Origin of the sequence: Bacillus sp. FSL M8-0063 (genome assembly GCF_038005545.1) — a bacterium.
Taxonomy (GTDB): domain Bacteria; phylum Bacillota; class Bacilli; order Bacillales; family Bacillaceae_G; genus Bacillus_A; species Bacillus_A wiedmannii.
On record NZ_JBBOTJ010000002.1, the window covers coordinates 608,875 to 627,358 of the forward strand.

Annotated in this window: 21 protein-coding genes, 1 riboswitch and 1 other annotated feature; of the genes, 13 read left to right on the forward strand and 8 right to left on the reverse strand. The window is 35.2% G+C overall.

Annotated features, from left to right (window positions below; genetic code table 11):
• Positions 1 to 57: 57 nt before the first annotated feature.
• Both cynS and MKX31_RS25575 read right to left on the reverse strand, forming a co-directional pair.
• Positions 58 to 507, reverse strand: a complete 450-nt coding sequence (gene cynS / locus MKX31_RS25570; protein ID WP_033657709.1) for a cyanase — start codon at positions 505 to 507, stop codon at positions 58 to 60.
• A gap of 55 nt (positions 508 to 562) precedes the next feature.
• Positions 563 to 1,144 (reverse strand): beta-class carbonic anhydrase, encoded by a 582-nt coding sequence (locus tag MKX31_RS25575; RefSeq protein ID WP_000926488.1) that lies wholly within the window; start codon positions 1,142 to 1,144, stop codon positions 563 to 565.
• A gap of 166 nt (positions 1,145 to 1,310) precedes the next feature.
• Between MKX31_RS25575 and MKX31_RS25580 the strand changes: the two genes are divergently transcribed.
• Positions 1,311 to 1,742 carry an Lrp/AsnC family transcriptional regulator gene (locus MKX31_RS25580; RefSeq protein ID WP_002008929.1) on the forward strand — a complete coding sequence of 144 codons (432 nt, stop codon included), beginning with the start codon at positions 1,311 to 1,313 and terminating at the stop codon, positions 1,740 to 1,742.
• 287 nt (positions 1,743 to 2,029) lie between these two features.
• Positions 2,030 to 2,458, forward strand: a complete 429-nt coding sequence (locus MKX31_RS25585) for an Lrp/AsnC family transcriptional regulator (protein ID WP_255449790.1) — start codon at positions 2,030 to 2,032, stop codon at positions 2,456 to 2,458.
• A 40-nt stretch (positions 2,459 to 2,498) separates the two neighbouring features.
• Here the strand turns inward: MKX31_RS25585 and MKX31_RS25590 are convergent, their stop codons facing one another.
• Positions 2,499 to 3,056 (reverse strand): cysteine hydrolase family protein, encoded by a 558-nt coding sequence (locus MKX31_RS25590; RefSeq protein ID WP_064476230.1) that lies wholly within the window; start codon positions 3,054 to 3,056, stop codon positions 2,499 to 2,501.
• A 294-nt stretch (positions 3,057 to 3,350) separates the two neighbouring features.
• On the opposite strand from MKX31_RS25590, the gene psiE reads away from it, so the two are divergent.
• The 6 genes from psiE to MKX31_RS25620 all read left to right on the forward strand — a co-directional run bounded on the left by psiE (position 3,351) and on the right by MKX31_RS25620 (position 8,548).
• The gene (psiE, locus tag MKX31_RS25595) at positions 3,351 to 3,755 is read left to right on the forward strand and encodes a phosphate-starvation-inducible protein PsiE (protein WP_000834706.1); all 405 of its coding nucleotides are present in this window, start codon (positions 3,351 to 3,353) and stop codon (positions 3,753 to 3,755) included.
• A gap of 361 nt (positions 3,756 to 4,116) precedes the next feature.
• Positions 4,117 to 4,632, forward strand: a complete 516-nt coding sequence (speG, locus tag MKX31_RS25600; RefSeq protein WP_000076834.1) for a spermidine N1-acetyltransferase — start codon at positions 4,117 to 4,119, stop codon at positions 4,630 to 4,632.
• Between the two features lie 436 nt (positions 4,633 to 5,068).
• Positions 5,069 to 6,616 (forward strand): ABC-F family ATP-binding cassette domain-containing protein, encoded by a 1,548-nt coding sequence (locus MKX31_RS25605; RefSeq protein ID WP_149173753.1) that lies wholly within the window; start codon positions 5,069 to 5,071, stop codon positions 6,614 to 6,616.
• 5 nt (positions 6,617 to 6,621) lie between these two features.
• Positions 6,622 to 7,815 (forward strand): MFS transporter, encoded by a 1,194-nt coding sequence (locus MKX31_RS25610; RefSeq protein ID WP_064476232.1) that lies wholly within the window; start codon positions 6,622 to 6,624, stop codon positions 7,813 to 7,815.
• Between the two features lie 159 nt (positions 7,816 to 7,974).
• The gene (locus MKX31_RS25615) at positions 7,975 to 8,208 is read left to right on the forward strand and encodes a DUF3955 domain-containing protein (protein ID WP_080349982.1); all 234 of its coding nucleotides are present in this window, start codon (positions 7,975 to 7,977) and stop codon (positions 8,206 to 8,208) included.
• Between the two features lie 100 nt (positions 8,209 to 8,308).
• Positions 8,309 to 8,548: a DUF3947 family protein gene (locus MKX31_RS25620; protein WP_000980964.1), complete on the forward strand. Its 240-nt coding sequence runs from the start codon at positions 8,309 to 8,311 to the stop codon at positions 8,546 to 8,548.
• Positions 8,549 to 8,581: 33 nt separating this feature from the next.
• Here MKX31_RS25620 and crcB (MKX31_RS25625) read toward each other — a convergent pair whose 3' ends face one another.
• Positions 8,582 to 8,938, reverse strand: coding sequence for a fluoride efflux transporter CrcB (crcB, locus tag MKX31_RS25625; protein ID WP_064476233.1), 357 nt, complete (start codon positions 8,936 to 8,938; stop codon positions 8,582 to 8,584).
• Positions 8,935 to 9,339, reverse strand: coding sequence for a fluoride efflux transporter CrcB (crcB, locus tag MKX31_RS25630; protein ID WP_064476234.1), 405 nt, complete (start codon positions 9,337 to 9,339; stop codon positions 8,935 to 8,937). The genes crcB (MKX31_RS25625) and crcB (MKX31_RS25630) overlap by 4 nt, the downstream gene beginning before the upstream one ends.
• A 54-nt stretch (positions 9,340 to 9,393) precedes the next feature.
• A riboswitch (Fluoride riboswitch) is annotated at positions 9,394 to 9,453 on the reverse strand.
• A 221-nt stretch (positions 9,454 to 9,674) separates the two neighbouring features.
• Here crcB (MKX31_RS25630) and MKX31_RS25635 point away from each other — a divergent pair.
• The 5 genes from MKX31_RS25635 to tyrS all read left to right on the forward strand — a co-directional run bounded on the left by MKX31_RS25635 (position 9,675) and on the right by tyrS (position 15,807).
• Complete coding sequence (locus tag MKX31_RS25635; RefSeq protein ID WP_000734839.1) at positions 9,675 to 10,733, forward strand: endonuclease/exonuclease/phosphatase family protein; 1,059 nt, start codon at positions 9,675 to 9,677, stop codon at positions 10,731 to 10,733.
• Between the two features lie 34 nt (positions 10,734 to 10,767).
• Positions 10,768 to 12,270 (forward strand): DUF4077 domain-containing protein, encoded by a 1,503-nt coding sequence (locus tag MKX31_RS25640; RefSeq protein ID WP_064476235.1) that lies wholly within the window; start codon positions 10,768 to 10,770, stop codon positions 12,268 to 12,270.
• A gap of 211 nt (positions 12,271 to 12,481) precedes the next feature.
• Complete coding sequence (locus MKX31_RS25645; protein ID WP_000573650.1) at positions 12,482 to 12,877, forward strand: SET domain-containing protein; 396 nt, start codon at positions 12,482 to 12,484, stop codon at positions 12,875 to 12,877.
• Positions 12,878 to 13,265: 388 nt separating this feature from the next.
• A complete protein-coding gene (murB, locus tag MKX31_RS25650; protein ID WP_064476236.1) occupies positions 13,266 to 14,183 on the forward strand; it encodes a UDP-N-acetylmuramate dehydrogenase in 918 nt (305 codons plus the stop codon).
• 97 nt (positions 14,184 to 14,280) lie between these two features.
• Positions 14,281 to 14,496, forward strand: a binding site (T-box leader).
• 51 nt (positions 14,497 to 14,547) lie between these two features.
• The gene (gene tyrS / locus MKX31_RS25655) at positions 14,548 to 15,807 is read left to right on the forward strand and encodes a tyrosine--tRNA ligase (RefSeq protein ID WP_064476237.1); all 1,260 of its coding nucleotides are present in this window, start codon (positions 14,548 to 14,550) and stop codon (positions 15,805 to 15,807) included.
• Between the two features lie 196 nt (positions 15,808 to 16,003).
• Here the strand turns inward: tyrS and MKX31_RS25660 are convergent, their stop codons facing one another.
• From MKX31_RS25660 to MKX31_RS25670, 3 genes are all read right to left on the reverse strand, one after another.
• A complete protein-coding gene (locus MKX31_RS25660) occupies positions 16,004 to 17,182 on the reverse strand; it encodes an NAD(P)/FAD-dependent oxidoreductase (RefSeq protein WP_098111089.1) in 1,179 nt (392 codons plus the stop codon).
• Between the two features lie 44 nt (positions 17,183 to 17,226).
• Positions 17,227 to 17,667: a DUF1641 domain-containing protein gene (locus MKX31_RS25665; protein WP_001115312.1), complete on the reverse strand. Its 441-nt coding sequence runs from the start codon at positions 17,665 to 17,667 to the stop codon at positions 17,227 to 17,229.
• A gap of 430 nt (positions 17,668 to 18,097) precedes the next feature.
• On the reverse strand, positions 18,098 to 18,445 hold the full coding sequence (locus tag MKX31_RS25670; RefSeq protein WP_000760478.1) for a winged helix-turn-helix transcriptional regulator: 348 nt from the start codon (positions 18,443 to 18,445) through the stop codon (positions 18,098 to 18,100).
• Positions 18,446 to 18,484: the final 39 nt, after the last annotated feature.

The following is an 18,484-nucleotide window of genomic DNA, read 5'->3' on the forward strand; positions in this document are numbered from 1 at the left end:
GATGGATTTATTAAATCTATAAAATTATTTTAATTATATAGATAGATTTTTAATTAATTACCATGTACGGAATGGTAAGAATTTCCCATTAAGTGTAATCACGATACGAGGATCGCCACCTTTTGGATCTTCTTGTGTATCCACACCTAGGTTGAAGTTAATCGCACTCATTACACCTTCGCCCGCTTTTTCTAAGATTAACTCTCTAATAGTTGGTGCATATTGTAACATCATTTCATATAAACGATATGCAATCGGGTCAGTAGGAGGCATTTCCATTACTTGGCCGCGAAGTGGAACTACTGTTAATGCTTGAACTACTTCTTCATCTAATTCTAATAGTTTACCGATTTTTTCTGCTTCTGGACGTGTCATTGTAGCTTGTCCTAATAACGCTGTTACAACCCAAGTCTCAGAGTTTTCACTTACTTTTGCAATTTCTTCCCATGTTAAACCTTTTGCAATTTTTGCTTCTAAAATTTTTTTTGTAGCTTCCGGTCGATTCATATCTAATACTTGTCTTTTCATATCTAATAACTTCCCTTCGTGTAAGTAATATTAATTATTTTGTTTCACCATGTAATGCTTTATATCCATCTACCACTACATCTAATTTCCCTGTATGTGGATCAATAACTAAACCGTGTACAGGAACATCTTTTGGAATAAGTGGGTGATTTCTTACTAAATCAACATTAGCTTGTGTTGAATCGCAAACATCATCGAATCCGAATAACCATTTTTTAAGGTCAACACCAGCATATTCAATCGCTGATAAAATTTCTGGTGAAGCTACTCCACGATCTAATATTTTTTGAAGTGTTCCTTTTGGATTCGTTTGGCTCGCACCACATCTATGGTGTCCAATAAGGAAGATTTCATCTGCATTTAAATCGTATACTGACGCGACAACACTTTGCATAACACTATCGAAAGCAGAAGCAATTTTACCACCTGCATTTCTGATGACTTTTGCATCACCATCGTGTATATCTAAAGCTTTTGGAAGTAGCTCAATTAAACGAGCATCCATGCAAGAAACAACAACCATACGTTTTTTAGGCATTTTTGTCGCTTCACGAGGAGCGTATTCCTTATTTTCTACAAATTGTTCATTGAACGATAGAATTTCTTGTAATAACATATTTGTAACCTCCTTTAAATCTAGATGTATTTTTTGTTGCGTCCTCTGTGTTATAAGTAAATATAACTGATAAATAATGTGATGTAAGAGGATAAACTAAGTATAGTGAATTGTATTGATAAGCAGAATAAGTTGGCGAAACACTTTCGGGCTTTCTACTTTCACGGTGAAAGGATTGGTTTATATCATTGATCAAACAGATTTTGAGATACTGAAATTATTAGGAGAAAACTCAAGAATACAATGGAAAGAGCTTGGCCAAAAAATACATATGACGGGGCAGGCCGTAGGAAATCGAATTCGAAGATTAGAGGATTTAGGGATTATTGAACAGTATACAATTGCAATAAACCGAATCAAATTAGGACAAGTAGTGACTGCATTTGTTACTTTGTTCGTAACAACAGCTAATCACCAAGAGTTTATGAATTTCTTTCAAGGAGAAGAAGGGATTTCTGAAGTACACCGTATAAGTGGTGAGGGGTGTTATTTATTAAAAACACATTTTGCGTCCAATGAAGACTTAGATAACTTTCTAGGACGACTATTAAAATACGGGAATTATCGTGTTAACTTATCAATAGGAAAGTTGAAATAAGGTTTCTTTTCCTTGGAGGGGATGGCAACATTATTTGCTAAACTTTATTTGTATAGAGATAATGAAGTCGTTTCATGTTTATCTTAAATAGTCAGAGCCTTACTACAATTTATTTGTAGTAAGGCTTTTTAAAGTTGTTAAAAAATATATTGTAAGGAAGAAGGAAAGCCGTTAACAATAATGTAATTTCTAATAGAGTTAATTGATTGTATTGTAAAATTTTTTGAGATGAATTGTAGGGGAAATGAAGATCTTATAGAAGGGATTCTTATAGGAAGGGGATGTCCATGTTCGATTCAACAGATTTTAAAATTATAAAGTTACTACAAGAAAACGCTAGAATGAACTGGAAGGAAATTGGAGAGAGAGTACATTTGACTGGCCAGGCTGTTGGGAAACGAATTAATAAATTAGAAGAGGCAGGTGTCATTCAAAAATATACGATAGATATCGATAGGGCTAAGTTAGAAGGGGCTATTATGACGTTTGTTACACTATTTCTGCATGCACCACATTATCATAATCAAATTCAAACCTTTTTTGAAAAAACGGACGTAATTACTGAAATGTATCGTATAAGTGGCGATGGCTGTTATATCATGATTCTTCACACATCTTCACATCAACAATTAGAAGAGACTCTTGCAGATGTTTTACATTATGGTGATTATCGTATAAATACTGTCATTAAGACAATTGAAAAAAAGAAAGAATAAGATATTTATCCTTTCTTTTTTTATATGGAAATGGAATTCTTTATTTATTTTTGTTTATAAAACTGTTTGCTGACATGACTTTTGCATAAATATCACCAAACTCTAATGCGCTCATGAATGACTGATGAGCGTGTACTGCGGGGATTAGATTTCCTTGAAATTCTAAATCTTTTGTTGTACAAGCATCTTCAATTACAACACATTGAAATCCTAAATCACTGGCAGCACGTACTGTTGCATCAATACATACGTGAGTCATCATACCGCAAATGACTAGTTGATCTATTTTTTCTTTTTTTAATGTTTCAAATAAATTGGTTCTTAAAAAACTATTAGGATGATGTTTTTGTATGACTCTTTCGTTAGCAATCGGTTGTACATCATCATGAATTTGAACACCTACTGTTTCAGGTAAGAAGAAAGTAGCTCCTTCATTGTTCGCAATATGTTGTACGTGAATAACTGTGTTATATTTTTCACGAAATACTTTCAAGACTTCTTTCGCTTTTTGTGCGGCTTTTTCAGGTTGATGCAATTCCATATTGCCGCCTTCAAAGTAATCATTTTGCATGTCGATTAATAGTAACGCTTCGTTCATAGTTAATCCCCCCACATATATTTGTACAGTACGTTGTTTGTACTGTACCGTTATTATATAAAGTGTAGGTATGTGCAGGTAATAATGTCATGAAACGATTTTGACGCATATAGTTTCAGTGTGAAAAAGCTAAAAGATACAAAGTAAAGATTGGGGAAACGGCTATATTAAGCGTAAATATCAGGATGGTGAAGTGATAGTGAAAGAGGACGATCATATTTGATTTAACACTTTTGCTAGTATAATTTTGCTATAATAAATGCGTACTTACACGAAGGGGAGTTTAAAGATAAAATGAAGTCGTTTAATATCGATCATCTTATAGCTAGTGTTTTGCAATGGATATTAAATATAGCTTTAATTATATTATCCATTGTGTTATCGATTTTCTTAGTGAATGAGACAATCACATTTGTGCAGTATATCTTTTCGGAAAAGGAGTATACATCGTATAAATTGGTTGAAAGTATTATCGTCTACTTCTTATACTTCGAGTTCATCGCATTGATTATTAAGTATTTTAAGTCGAATTATCATTTTCCGTTACGTTATTTTATTTATATCGGAATTACGGCTTTAATTCGATTAATTATTGTATCTCATGAGGAACCGATGGAGACGTTGTTATATGCGGGATCCATTCTTGTTTTAGTTATTGCTTTATACATATCGAATATGAGAGATTTGAGAAAAGAGTAGTGCAGACATAAGTTTGCGCTATTTTTCATTTTTTCGTTAATAAGTTGTAAATTTCGACATGAAATTTTTATATTAGTTTATCATGTTTTTGTAATAAGGAAATCTAAAAAGGAGTGATGTGATTCATGTTTAATAAATTTTTGGGGAATTCAAGAGCAAAAAAGATTTGTGGAATTGGGGCATTAGCAACTTTAATAGGTTTTTCGTCGTTAGGGTCAGTTAGTGCAGGCGTAGCTTGCACTAACTTTTTATGTCTTGACCTTCAAGTGGCTTGAAAGTTTACAATGTAAATAGGGCGTTTGAAATTGAAAAAAATTGAGAAATTAAGTGAAGAGGTTTCTTTTACTTGGAGGTTATAACAATGAGTCAGGAATTGAAGTTACGTCCTTTAGAACGGGAAGATTTAAAGTTTGTACACGAACTTAATAATAATGCCCATATTATGTCGTATTGGTTTGAAGAGCCGTATGAGGCATTTGTGGAGCTGCAGGATTTATACGATAAACATATACATGATCAAAGTGAACGCCGGTTTATCGTTGAGAAAAATAATGAGATGGTTGGATTGGTCGAATTAGTGGAAATCGATTATATTCACCGAAGAACTGAATTCCAAATTATTATTGATCCTAATTATCAAGGGCATGGCTACGCAGCAGAAGCGACGCGTTTAGCGATGGATTACGCTTTTTCTGTATTAAATATGCATAAGATTTATTTAGTTGTGGATAAAGAAAATGAGAAAGCAGTCCATGTGTATAAAAAGGTTGGATTTATAGTGGAAGGCGAGCTTTTAGACGAGTTTTTCGTTGATGGTAACTATCATAATGCGATAAGAATGTGTATGTTCCAGAAGGAATATTTTAAAAATAAGTAGTTGAATGATTTGGAGGTAATGTTGACGCTTCGTAAAACTGTATGCTAAAATCCCTTTTAAGTATTAAGGAAGGTGCAGAACATGCTTTATATAAAATTTGTAAAACTCATTAGAAAACTTTGCTCCGCACAAATGTATACGGTGAAGCGTTGTACGGAGCTTAATCAAGGGGCATAAATCCCTATATTCATCGACTGAATAACTTTTCTAAAAAAGTATAGTTTATCTATGCTTATTTGGTTATGGTTTTTCAGTTGATGTATAAAATAGATTAAGGGGCCATAGACAATGCTTTGTCTATGGCCCTTTGTGTATATTATTCCAATGAGCTTTTACTGTAAATTGGAGTAGTATGGGAAAAACCACGAAGCAGAGGGCTAGTGTCGAATGACGCTATCTCTCTGCTTTTTTTAATTTCAGGAAAAGAGGAATAAAAATGAGTTTACTTAAAGTTGAACGTTTATCACATAGTTTTATAGATAAAGTATTATACGAAAATGCTTCTTTTGATTTGTATAAAGGGGAACATATGGGGATTGTTGGACAGAATGGTGCAGGGAAAAGCACATTAATGAAAATATTGGTGGGGGAAATTATTTCTGATAAGGGGAGCATTAAGTGGCAACCTAATATTCAAATTGGACATCTTGATCAATATGCAGAAATTGATGGGAGCTATACCATTTCACAATATGCAAAGCGAGCCTTTTATGATTTGTTTGAAATGGAAAAGAGAATGAATAAGTTATATGAAGAAAGTACGATGACTGGAGATGAGAATCAACTATTGAAAGCAGCTGAAATACAAGAACAGCTTGAGGCTCGTGATTTTTATTCAGTAGACAGCGTAATAAATAAGGTGGCAGCCGGTTTAGGTATTGATGCGATTGGGATGGATCGTGTTATTGATGAATTAAGCGGAGGACAACGGGCAAAGGTAATTTTAGCAAAGCTTTTATTAGAAGAGCCTACTATTTTATTACTAGATGAACCGACAAACTTTCTTGATAAAGAGCATGTTGAATGGCTTGCTAATTATTTAGTGAATTTTGAAGGGGCGTTTATTGTCGTGTCACATGATTTTGACTTTCTAGAAAAAGTGACTTCTTGCATATGTGATATAGAGTTTGGAACGGTGAAGAAGTATTACGGCAAATACTCAGATTTTGTAAGACAAAAGGAGCATTTGCGAAAAGATTATATGCGCCAATACTATGCACAGCAAAAGAAAATTGAAAAAACGGAAGAGTATATTCGTAGAAATATTGCTGGAGTGAATTCAAAAATAGCACAAGGACGTAGAAAGCAGTTGCAACGTATGGAAAAAATTGCGCCACCAAGTTTTACTCATAAACCGTCTATTCATTTTCAGGAACTTCCTATTTCGGTTCAGACAGTTCTGGAAGTAAATAATCTTGAAGTTGGTTACGATTTTGCTCTCTTAGCAAAATTGAATTTTTCAGTGATGGGTGGGCAAAAACTTGTTATTACAGGGTTCAACGGAGTAGGGAAATCTACTTTATTAAAAACAATCGTTGGAACTATTTCTAGTATTGCCGGAGAATTTCACTTCTCAGAGCAAATAAAGATTGGATATTATGAGCAAGATCTGAATTGGAGCAACGATTCTTTAACGCCGCTGCAAATTATTTCAGAACAGTTTCCTAAACTAAACGTGAAGGAGATACGTCATCATTTAGCTGCATGTGGTGTGAAGGATACTCATGTTTCACAAGAAATTCGTACGTTGAGTGGTGGTGAACAATCAAAGGTTAAATTATGCGGATTATTATTATCACCTTGTAATTTCTTAATTTTAGATGAGCCGACAAATCATTTAGATGCAGAAGCGAAGGGAGCTTTGCAAAAGGCACTCATTCAGTTTAAAGGTAGCATTATACTCGTATCTCACGAAGCAAGTTTTTATCTTGATTGGGCAGATAGTATTTTTAATATAGAGACAGGATTAGTTAAGGGGGTGTGAAACATATGAGTAGAAATGATTGGAAAAAGAAAATTATTTTATTTTTGACCGCTCAAACGATCTCTTTGTTCGGTTCCTCTCTCGTGCAATACGCGATTATATGGTATATCACCTTAACAACATCGTCAGGGTTAATGTTGACCATTTCAACTGTTTGCGGATTCCTACCACAAATTGCAATATCTTTATTTGCAGGTGTTTGGATTGATCGTTACGACCGTAAAAAGATGATTATGTTATCGGACGGGAGTATAGCAATTGCTACGTTAGTTTTAGCAGTTTTATTTTTAACAGGATATAAAAGTATTTGGTTACTTTTTATAGTACTACTCATTCGTTCAGCTGGGACAGGGGTACAAACGCCAGCTGTGAATGCGTTAATCCCACAAATCGTTCCGAAAGATTATCTTATGAAAGTAAATGGGATAAATAGCGGTATTACATCTTTAATTATGTTTCTTTCTCCAGCAGCAAGTGCTGCAATTCTTTCTATTGCTAGCATTGAAACGACATTTTTTATTGATGTTATTACGGCTATGATTGGAATTAGTATTATGTTTATCATTCAAGTGGAGAGACATGTGAATACAGAGAGTAAGCAAAAATCTAATTTACAAGGTATAAAAGAAGGCTTTGCTTACTTAAAAGAAAATGTATTTATTAAGAGGCTACTCTTTTTATTAATCATTGTCATGATTTTAATAAGTCCAGCCGCCTTTTTAACACCTTTAATGGTAACTCGTTCTTTCGGTGCAGAAATGTGGAGACTTACTGCTAGTGAGATGACTTTTAGTGCGGGGGCGGCAGCTGGTGGCGTATTGATTGCGGCATGGGGTGGTTTCCGTAATCGTATGCATACAACAGCGCTAGCTTGTGCGTTGTATGGACTGCTTATGATTGGACTAGGGATTGCTCCGGTATTTATTGTGTATTTAGTATTTAACTTTTTAATTGGTATAACAATGCCGTGCTTCAATACACCGGTTACCGTGTTATTGCAGGAAAAAGTAGAACCTTCTATGCACGGACGAATGTTTAGTCTTGTACAAATCGCTAATTCATGCGCGTTTCCTTTAGGAATGATAATATTTGGTCCATTGGCTGATATGTTTAGTGTAGAAATTTTGTTAATTTATGCTGGGATATTCGTGCTATTGTGTGCGATTTATGTTGTAGTAAGCAAGAGGTTTGAAGTGTAAATATTTATGTTTGAAAAGGTTTGTGAGGCGATTTAAGGTGCTTCATAAACCTTTTTCTATTTATAATAATCAATAATTTTTTATTGTAAAACAATAAAAAATTATTGACGAATGATTTTGTTTTAGGTAATATGATGTTAATAATCTAAGGGTAATTATATGAATAGAGGAGAATGTGAAATGATAAATAAATACGTAGTAGCTATTTCTTTCATGATTTTAGCGATCATTTCTTTAGCTATACATGCTTCAAACAGTAAAGTGGGAGCGAATGGATTCCTTGAAGAACCTTTCTTTTTCTTAGTACCGATAAGTTATGTATTGTTCTTGAGTGGTATTGGTGTATTACTATTTGGATTTATTACTTCAAAGCTGAAAAAAAGTAATAGATAAAATGAAGTTTAAGTAGTGAGGGATTCATTAATCGGGACAAAACACTCACCATGAAATAGAAACATACTATATGGAAGAAAAATAATAAGTGAGCTGAATCATGATGAATCATTATTTTTATAGTGGTAGACAAGTGGGAGCAGCTATTACACTGGCAGGAGCACAGGGGACAATTCATGCTGTGAATCAAGCGATTCAAATGCAGCAGCAAGCATATTTTGCACAAATGATGCAAGGGCAGTATATGTCGTACTCACAGCCTCCGATGCAAATTGTACATTACGATGTGCATCCAGCGGGTTTATTCTCCATTCCATATGGCGGGACATACTTCTTATGAAAGAAAGCGACTGATAAGAGTCGCTTTCTTTTTTTATATTCCGCCTAGCTTCATTCCAAGGAATGCAAAAAGGATACCGATTATATAAGTAGCACTTAAATATAGAAATAGTATGCAAAAGTTTTTACGATTGAAGAGCTGAATGGACTCTAGTTTAAATGTTGAAAATGTCGTGAAGGCACCCATAAATCCAGTACCTAATAATAATTGCCAACCTGTAGTGACGCCATTGCCAATTATATATCCGAGTAAAAACGCCCCTGTTATATTAATGAGAAATGTAGCAATTGGAAAGGAAGTTTTATTTCTTTTTTTAAACCAATTGCTAATTGCAAATCGTGTAATAGCACCGAAGAAACCTCCAGTTGCCACTAATAAAGCTTCCATCATAAGTGATCACCTTTCGTAAGATGTTTCTTAAGTAAGAAATCACCTAATGTATAGCCAAGACCAGACATAATGAGTCCACCAAGTATGCTGCATGATACATATAAGAAAGCCGTATTCCATTCAGAATGATTGATTAATTGCACAGTTTCTACACTAAATGTCGAAAACGTCGTAAAGGAACCGATGAATCCAGTTCCAACGCCTGTGATAATTTCTGAAGGCAAGATATTTCTTCGAGCGATATACGTAGTTAGCCACGCTAATAAGAAGCAGCCGGCTAAGTTAATAAGTAACGTAGCTAATGGAAATGAATGATGCCATGAAGTATGAATAGTAAGACCTAAATAATAACGAGAGAGGGCTCCTAATATACCGGCTATGCCAACGATAATATAAATCAATTTCTTCACCTCTTTAAATAGCTTGCTCAAAAAAATAGACTCCTACCAGTAGTTATACTGGTAGGAGTCATTAGCTAAGCAGCAGTTATGGCGAACTCCATCGCCTATAATTATTACATATAGTGTACTAAAAATTGCGTAGAATTTCCAGTGAAGAAGTGGAGCTGTTTTGTATGTATGTGATGCTTTAAGATAGGGAACTTCTGTTTATAAACTAAATATAGTGATATAAGGTTTTTGATGTGATAAAATGTTTCTTATGTCTGTCATTTGTTTTTAGTTAACTGAAAATAAAGAAAAGTAAAATTGGTAGTTTTAGAAAAGGAGTCGTTCGTTTGAAAAAATTATTAAAAATAGTACTTATATGTATTTTAGTAGGATTGGGAGTTGTAGGTGGTTTTTTAGCGTATATGACACTTACAAAAGAACAGCCGGCTAATGTTATAAGTTTGAAGGTGGAGAATAATAAGGAACGCGTGTTAGCGCTTGGAAATGAATTTAAAGTTACAACATTTAATATTGGCTATGCTGGATTAGATAAGGATCAAGACTTCTTTATGGATGGTGGAAAGAGATCTGGTTCAAGTAGTAAAGAGCAAACGGAAACGAATTTAAAGAATATGCTTTCGTTTTTACAAAATGAGAATAGTGATTTTACGTTATTACAAGAGGTTGATATAAAATCACTGCGATCTTTTGATGTAAATGGACATGAATTTTTGAAAAAAGGATTACCTGATTATGCTTCGTCGTTCGGAAAGAACTATGATACAAAATGGGTCCCTGTACCAATTACAAGTCCAATGGGATATGCGGAGGCTGGACTAAGTACGTTTTCTAAATATACAGTCCAAACAGCGCAGAGGTTCCAACTTCCTGGAATGGAGCCTTGGCCAAAGCGTTTGTTTGATTTAGATCGAGCGATTGTTGAGCATAAAATACCTGTTAATAATGGGAAGTTTGTGAGACTCGTAAATTTACATTTGTCTGCGTATGATGAAGGCGGGAAAATTAGAAAACAGCAAGTAGAGTTTTTAAAAGAATATATGAACAAGCATTATGAAAATGGTGATTACGTAATAATGGGCGGAGATTGGAATCAATTACTTTCGAACGCTCAGTTAAGTGATCCGAAGTTTGTGAAAGAGCGCCCAGAGTGGTTAGTAGAGTTACCAAAGGACTTTACTGATGGTGGCTTTAAGTGGGCTGTAGATCCGTCTGTTATGACGGTGAGAGATGATGTGAAGAAATATGTGGAGGGTGAAAACTTCGTCACGATTATTGATGGTTTTATCGTTTCACCGAATGTGGAAATTGTAAATGTACAAGGGAAAGATTTAAAGTTTGAAAATAGCGATCATAACCCAGTAAGTGCGGTATTTAAGCTGAAGTAATCGATATGTATAAGTAGAAGGTGGGGCTTCATATATGGAGTGGTTAAAGAGAACTTGTTTTTCTAACCTTGAGAAAGAATCACAGAAAAATCATTTATTGCTGTTCATTACGATTTGTAGTTTCTTTCTTGGAATAATCGCGATTGGGTATTACGGATATATTTTTACAGAGAGAGCAATAGCGTTTTGGGTTTGTGGCATTTCAGTTGTTGTATTTGGAACGCTTCTTACTTTTATAGAAAGCATGGAAGCGATGTATAAATATATCATGACATTTATGTTGCTTATTATGTCTTTCATTATGGTACAAGCTTTTAACGAAAGTCCGGCTGTGTTTCAAATGATCTACTTTACACTAGCAGTTTCACTTATTTATTTAAGTGAACGTCTCGTTATCATTCTTGGCGGAGTGGCGGTTGTTATCACATTTATTCTTTGTAGTTATTGGCCGGAGCAATTTTTTGCTTATACAGCGGCATCTGAAGCTGCAAACTTCGCAAGCTTGTTAGCAATCGTAACGATCGCTATGTGGGGCGTAACGAAGATTGGCTCTAATCTGCTAGCTCGTTTAAGTGATGAGAAGCAAGAAGTGATGAGGAAAGCTCAGGAGCTAGAAGAGACTCAAAGACTTATTGAGGAAACTGTTGTGAAACTAGATAGTAATTTCAATCATTTAAGACAAAATATGAATACATCGATGGAGTCGATGAGTGAAATTAATTTTGCTTTTGAAGAGGTGGCAGTTGGTACTCAATCACAATCAGAGATGATGCATCGTTCAGTAGAAGTATTGAATGATATGGAAGGAAATATTGAACAAATCATTTCTCAAGTAAGAGGTGCATCGATTCGTGTTGATGAAAGTTTAGAGATTTCAAAGGGTAGTGTACATACTTTACGAAATTTTGAAGCGAATATGAGAAGTTTAAATGATGTTGTTTCACAATCAGGAATTATATTTAGAGATTTAATGATGCAGTCGAAGCAAATTAACGAAATTGTAGATGTAATAACGAATATTTCAAGTCAGACGAGTTTGCTAGCTTTAAATGCAAATATAGAAGCTGCAAGAGCAGGAGAGCATGGAAAAGGATTTGCTATTGTAGCGAATGAAGTATTAAAGCTTGCCGAAGAATCGAATCGTTCTGCGGGGAGAATTCAAGGTATTTTGAAGGAGTTTAGTAATCAAGCAAGTAAAGTGGAAGTGCAGGTAGAGAAATCAGAAAAAGTACAAGAAGAATGTAATGAAATGCTAGCAAGTGTTTTAACAAATGTAACGGATTTAGGGAAGTTTATTGATGCAATTAATGATGTAATGAGAGAGATTGTTGGTCATCAAGAAAACTTGCAGGTTAAAACGACGAATATCGTAAAGGATGTTACACATGCTTCTAATGTAATTCAGCAAACTTCTGCGGCTACGGAAGAAGTGTTAGCAAGTGTGGAAGAAGAAAAACATCGAAATGATATATCGGTGAAGACGTTACATACTGTTAGCGAGCAAGTGAAGTTACTAGAAGATATTTTAGAAAAGTAATATCTCTTGAAAAGGGCACACCATGTGTGCTCTTTTTTCATTTAAACGAATACTTAATAGTAATTTAATTGCTTTTCTGCGCGTTTTCTGCCAAGCTTAAGGAGATAAAGTGAGACTTTAATTAGTGGGGCTATACGCTACTGATTATTAGTTGAACCCCGCAAATAGCGGAATAAAATACTTCAAAGAAAGAATTATATAGGTGACGCATATGATCGAAGTTAAGACTTCTGAACTTAGTGATGGAGAATTTAATAGAGGGGTATTTGCAACTCGTGATATTAAAAAGGGTGAGTTGATTCACTCAGCACCAGTTATCTCTTATCCGAATGAACAGCATGAACACATTGAGAAAACGTTACTTGCTGACTACGCATTTGAGTATGGGGTAAATCATACGGCATTCCTTTTAGGATACGGCATGTTATTTAATCATGCATATAATCCGAATGCAACGTATGATATTGTCTTCGAGAATCATACGTTTAACTTCTTTGCTTACAAAGATATAAAAGCGGGAGAAGAGATTCTAATCAATTATAATGGTGAAGTTGATGACGATGAGCTATTATGGTTTGATAAGGAAAAAGAAGAGAACGAAAAGTAAATTATAATAAGTAATAAAAAAGATGCTTTTACCTATGTAAAAGCATCTTTTTTATTGATGAAAATAAAGTAAAGGTTACAAAAAAATACCACTTTATTTTCGTATGGTATAGTAAGATACTGAAGGATAGTGTTTTGAAAAAGTAATATATTTTACAAATTGTTGTCTTTCTGATGACATGTCAAGTTTAGTAGCCCATTTGGGTTGCTTTATTATGCAATATATATTTTAATATGAGTGGCACCTCTTATAAATTAAGAGGTTTATAGGTGTCTCGAATTGATTTTGGGTACACTGTATCCACCACTTTAGGTTCGTTCATGTATGTGGGGATATTATGGGCCCGTATAACGGGATAAAAAGAATATAGAAATAGAGGAATCGTAAAATGAATATGCAAGAGGTTTATGAATATTTAAGTACGGTATTGCCTGAAGGTCATGTGAAACAAGATGAAATGTTAAAGAATCATACACATATTAAAGTTGGTGGAAAAGCAGATGTGTTCGTTGCGCCGACGAATTATGATGAAATTCAAGAAGTTATCAAATATGCTAACGAATATAATATTCCAGTTACGTTTTTAGGAAATGGATCGAATGTCATTATTAAAGACGGTGGAATTCGCGGGATTATAGTAAGTTTAATTCACATTACAGGTGTGACTGTAACAGGAACGACGATTGTAGCACAGTGTGGTGCAGCAATTATTGATGTATCACGTATTGCATTAGATCATAATTTAACGGGTCTTGAGTTTGCTTGTGGTATTCCAGGTTCAGTTGGCGGAGCATTATATATGAATGCTGGTGCTTACGGCGGTGAAGTATCGTTTGTATTAACAGAAGCTGTCGTAATGACAGGTGATGGAGAGCTACGTACTTTAACGAAAGAAGCATTTGAATTTGGATATCGTAAGAGTGTATTTGCAAACAACCATTACATTATTCTTGAAGCGAGATTTGAGCTTCAAGAAGGTGTGCGTGAAGAAATTAAAGAAAAAATGGATGATTTAACGTTTAAACGTGAATCAAAACAGCCTTTAGAATACCCTTCATGTGGTAGTGTATTTAAGCGCCCACCAAATAACTTTGCTGGTAAATTGATTCAAGAATCAGGTCTACAAGGTAAGCGAATTGGCGGAGTGGAAGTTTCTTTAAAACACGCTGGATTTATGGTGAATGTTGATAACGGAACAGCACAAGATTACATTGATTTAATCCATTTTGTACAAAAGACCGTTGAAGAGAAATTTGGCGTGAAGTTAGAGCGAGAAGTAAGGATTATTGGAGAAGATAAAGAGTAACGAAATCCGTATGAAAATGTGAATTATTTTAAAATAACATTTGGGTATTGTTGACAATTTGTTTTTAATTCAATATAATGGCTAATAATTTAACAAATAATATACGTTGAAAGAGCCCAGTAGCAGTTTGTCACTGTTAACGAGAGAGCTAGGGGTTGCTGGAACCTAGCACAAACAAACTTGCGAATTACACTCTGGAGTATCTTAGGTAATGCTAAGCGGATTGGCAATCGATATTATTGCTAAGAGTGGTATGAGTAGCTATGCTATTTATACAAACTGGGTGGTAACACGGTGAATAATCGTCCCTATGTCATAGACATAGGGACTTTTTGTTTTCAAAAAAGTAGAAGGGATGAAAAAGATGAATATTATTGATGAATTAGAATGGCGCGGTGCCATTAATCAACAGACGGACGAAGAAGGTTTACGTAAGCTAGTAGAAGAGAAAAAGATTTCACTATACTGCGGAGTTGATCCGACTGGTGATAGTATGCATATTGGACATTTGATTCCGTTTATGATGATGAAGAGATTCCAGTTAGCTGGCCATCATCCAGTTATTTTAATTGGTGGGGCAACAGGAACAATTGGTGATCCGAGCGGACGTCAATCAGAACGTCAACTTCAAACGTTAGAAGTAGTTCAGCATAATGTGGATGCGTTAACAGCGCAAATGAAAAAGCTATTTGATTTTGGCGGAAATAGCGAAGTGAAGATGGTAAATAACTACGACTGGACACATGAAATAAACATTATTGAGTTTTTACGTGATTACGGGAAGAACTTTAGCATTAATAGCATGTTAGCGAAGGACATTGTAGCCAGTCGTTTAGATACAGGTATTTCTTTCACAGAATTTACGTACCAAATTTTGCAAGCGATGGACTTCCATCATTTATACACGAAAGAAGATGTTCAACTGCAAATTGGTGGTAGTGACCAATGGGGAAATATTACGAGTGGTTTAGATTTAATTCGTAAGTTAGAAGGGCACGAAGCGAAGGTATTCGGATTAACGATTCCATTATTATTGAAATCAGATGGTACGAAGTTTGGTAAATCTGCAGGTGGTGCGGTTTGGCTTGATCCTGAAAAAACAACACCATTTGAATTTTACCAGTTCTGGGTGAATACAGATGACCGTGATGTAGTGAAATACTTGAAATACTTTACGTTCTTAACGAAAGAGCGCATTGATGAATTGGCAGTGAAGGTAGAAACAGAGCCTCATAAACGTGAAGCGCAAAAAGTATTAGCGGAAGAAATGACGAAATTCGTTCATGGAGCAGAGGCACTACTGCAAGCTGAGAAGATTACAGCAGCGTTATTTAGCGGAGATATTAAATCGTTAACAGCTGATGAAATTGAACAAGGCTTTAAAGAGATGCCAACATTCCAGTCTTCAAAGGAGACGAAAAACATCGTAGAATGGCTAGTTGATTTAGGGATTGAACCATCTAGACGACAAGCACGTGAAGATATTAATAATGGAGCTATTTCGATGAATGGTGAAAAAGTAATGGATGTGGGTACAGATGTTACTGTAGAAAATTCATTTGATGGACGATTTATTATTATTCGTAAAGGGAAGAAGAACTACAGCTTAGTGAAATTGGGATAATAATTTTTGTGGAAGAGTGGAAGTAAGAAAGATGCTTTCACTCTTTTCATATACACAATTTCGACACAAAAAAGTCAGTATATTTAGATAATTGAAAAGGGTTATAGTAATTCTTTGCCGAATATAAGTAAGTAGAGAATGTTACGGATAAAAATAGCCCGAACCATGCAGGGCATGATTCGGGCTTATATTCAGATTAGTAAGCTAAGCTGAATAGACCTTTAATGTGTGATAAGTAACGAACGTTACTTGCTTCTTTCATTAATGATGCTGGTAAGCCTTTAAGTGGAGTATTGCTTGCTCCAATTGTAGCAACAGCATCTTTACGTCCTAGACTAGCAAGTGTTCCAGAGTTTACAGGTGCGAACTCTTCGAATGCTTTGCCTTCTAGTGCTGCGTATAAGTTGTATCCAATTAACTCACCCATTTGCCAAGCGATTTGTGCAGTTGGTGGGTATGGACGTCCGTCTGGAGCGAAGACAACAGCGCTGTCTCCAGCAACGAATACGTCTTTGTGAGAAGTAGATTGTAGGTATGCATCAACTGTTGCACGTCCACGGTTTACTTCAAGACCTGATTCACCGATTAATGGGTTACCTTGTACGCCGCCTGTCCAAACGAATGTGTTAGCAACAAGTTTTTGACCGTCTTTTAAGTCGATTTCATTGCCAGCAACGTTTGTTACAGGAAGACCTGTTAAGAATGTAACGCCGCGTGCTTCTAGGCTAGTAGTTGCACGTTCGATTAAGTGGTCTGGTAATACTGGAAGGATTTTTGGACCTGCTTCAACAAGAAGAAGTTTAACTTCTTTTGGATTTACGCCGTGGCTTTTTGCAAGTTTAGGCATAATGTCAGCAAGCTCACCAACTAGCTCAACGCCAGTTAATCCGCCACCACCGATTACGATTGTAGCATCAGCTTCGTTTTTCGTTTTTGCGTATTCACGAATACGGTCTTCAACGTGTTTGTAGATTTTGTTTGCATCAGCAGCAGATTTTAATACCATGCTGTTTTCTTCTAGTCCTGGAATACCGAAGTAAGCAGTTTTACTTCCTAAAGCAACTACAAGTGCATCGTAAGATAAAGTAGTGCCACCAGCTAGTTTAATTTCTTTGCTATCAACTGAGAATGACTCAACTGTTGCGATTTTAAGATCGATGTCTTTACCTTTGAAAAGCTTTGTAAGTGGCATTGCAATTGCTTGCTCAGCAACGTTACCAGCTGCAAGGCGGTGTAGTTCAGTGATGATTTGGTGTGTTGAGTATTGGTTAATCACTGTAACTTGTGCTTCTGATTTGCTGTAATATTTACGTACGTTTAAAGCGGCAAGAAGACCGCCATAACCAGCGCCTAAGATGACAATTTGTTTTGACATAGTATGATATCCCCCGTCTTTACTAATTGTTGTTATAAGTTAAATTATTTATTGTTACGTTCTGCACTAATTTGAAGGTATGCGTTCACAAAGCGGAACATTTTTTGTGCTTGTGGGTCTTTTAGTAATTTTAATAGACCGAACAGGCCGATAACTTCGTTGCTTTCGTCAGCACGATCTTTCGCTTCGATAGCAGTTGCAGCCATGCCTTTCACTGTATCTTTTACAGGTTCTACAAGCTCTGTGATTGCACTAACAGTGTCGCTTTTTAATACTTCATCAGTAGCAACAGTTTGAGCGAAGTCATAAGACTTAGTTAAAATATTAACAAGCTCAGTTAATTTTGGAAGCTGTTCTACTAGTGTTGTTAATGATTCTTGTACCTCAGGTTTTAACAACTGATCAAGTACATCAAGTTGTCCTTGGCTAGCAGAAATTTGTACAGTTTCTTGTTCTGGCTTTGTTTGAGTCATAGTTTCTGGCATCTCCAATTCTCCTTTACGATAGCAATACTCTTATTTTTGATAGGTAAGATAGTAAACGTTTGCGAAACTTTATACAAAGTTTCACAAAGCACAATAAAATGCCTTTAAATTTATGCCAGCAAGTCAGCTGAAATCATAAATCCAAAACCATAATGTCCTACCTATTATTTATGAACTGTCCGATACATGGCTTGTCCGCATAATGGAAAGTTCCTTTATCGGAAAGTGTATATAATATATATCCTATATTATATACTATATACACCTATGTTAACATAAAAATGATTCCTAATTATTTGATATTAAGCGTATAACGTAGTACTGACAAGGCGTGAAAGCGCATAAATTATTTTGATAAGGTAGGAAATGTACGTATATATAAATAAAAAAAGGAAAAAATGGACAAATTTATGTTCATTTTTTCCTTTTTTTATTGTTCACCTTCTGTAATTAGCATCGATGTGTTACCGCTTTTTTCAAGGTGGCATTCGCCCCAAGTACAAAGAGAATCGAGAATGGATTCTAAAGACCAACCGTAGTCTGTAAGAGAATATTCTACTTTCGGTGGTACTTGATTGTATACCTTTCTTTGAATAACTCCGTCTTCTTCTAATTCGCGTAATTGCTGTGTTAACATCTTTTGTGTAATACCAGGCATGAGACGTTTTAATTCACTCGTTCTCTTTGTACCTTTCGTTAAGTGGCAAAGAATAACGACTTTCCATTTTCCGCCGATAACCTCTAAAGTCGCTTCAACGGGAATATTATATTTCTTCATATAAAAAATCTCCTTTGATGAATATAGATTGCAGTTCTC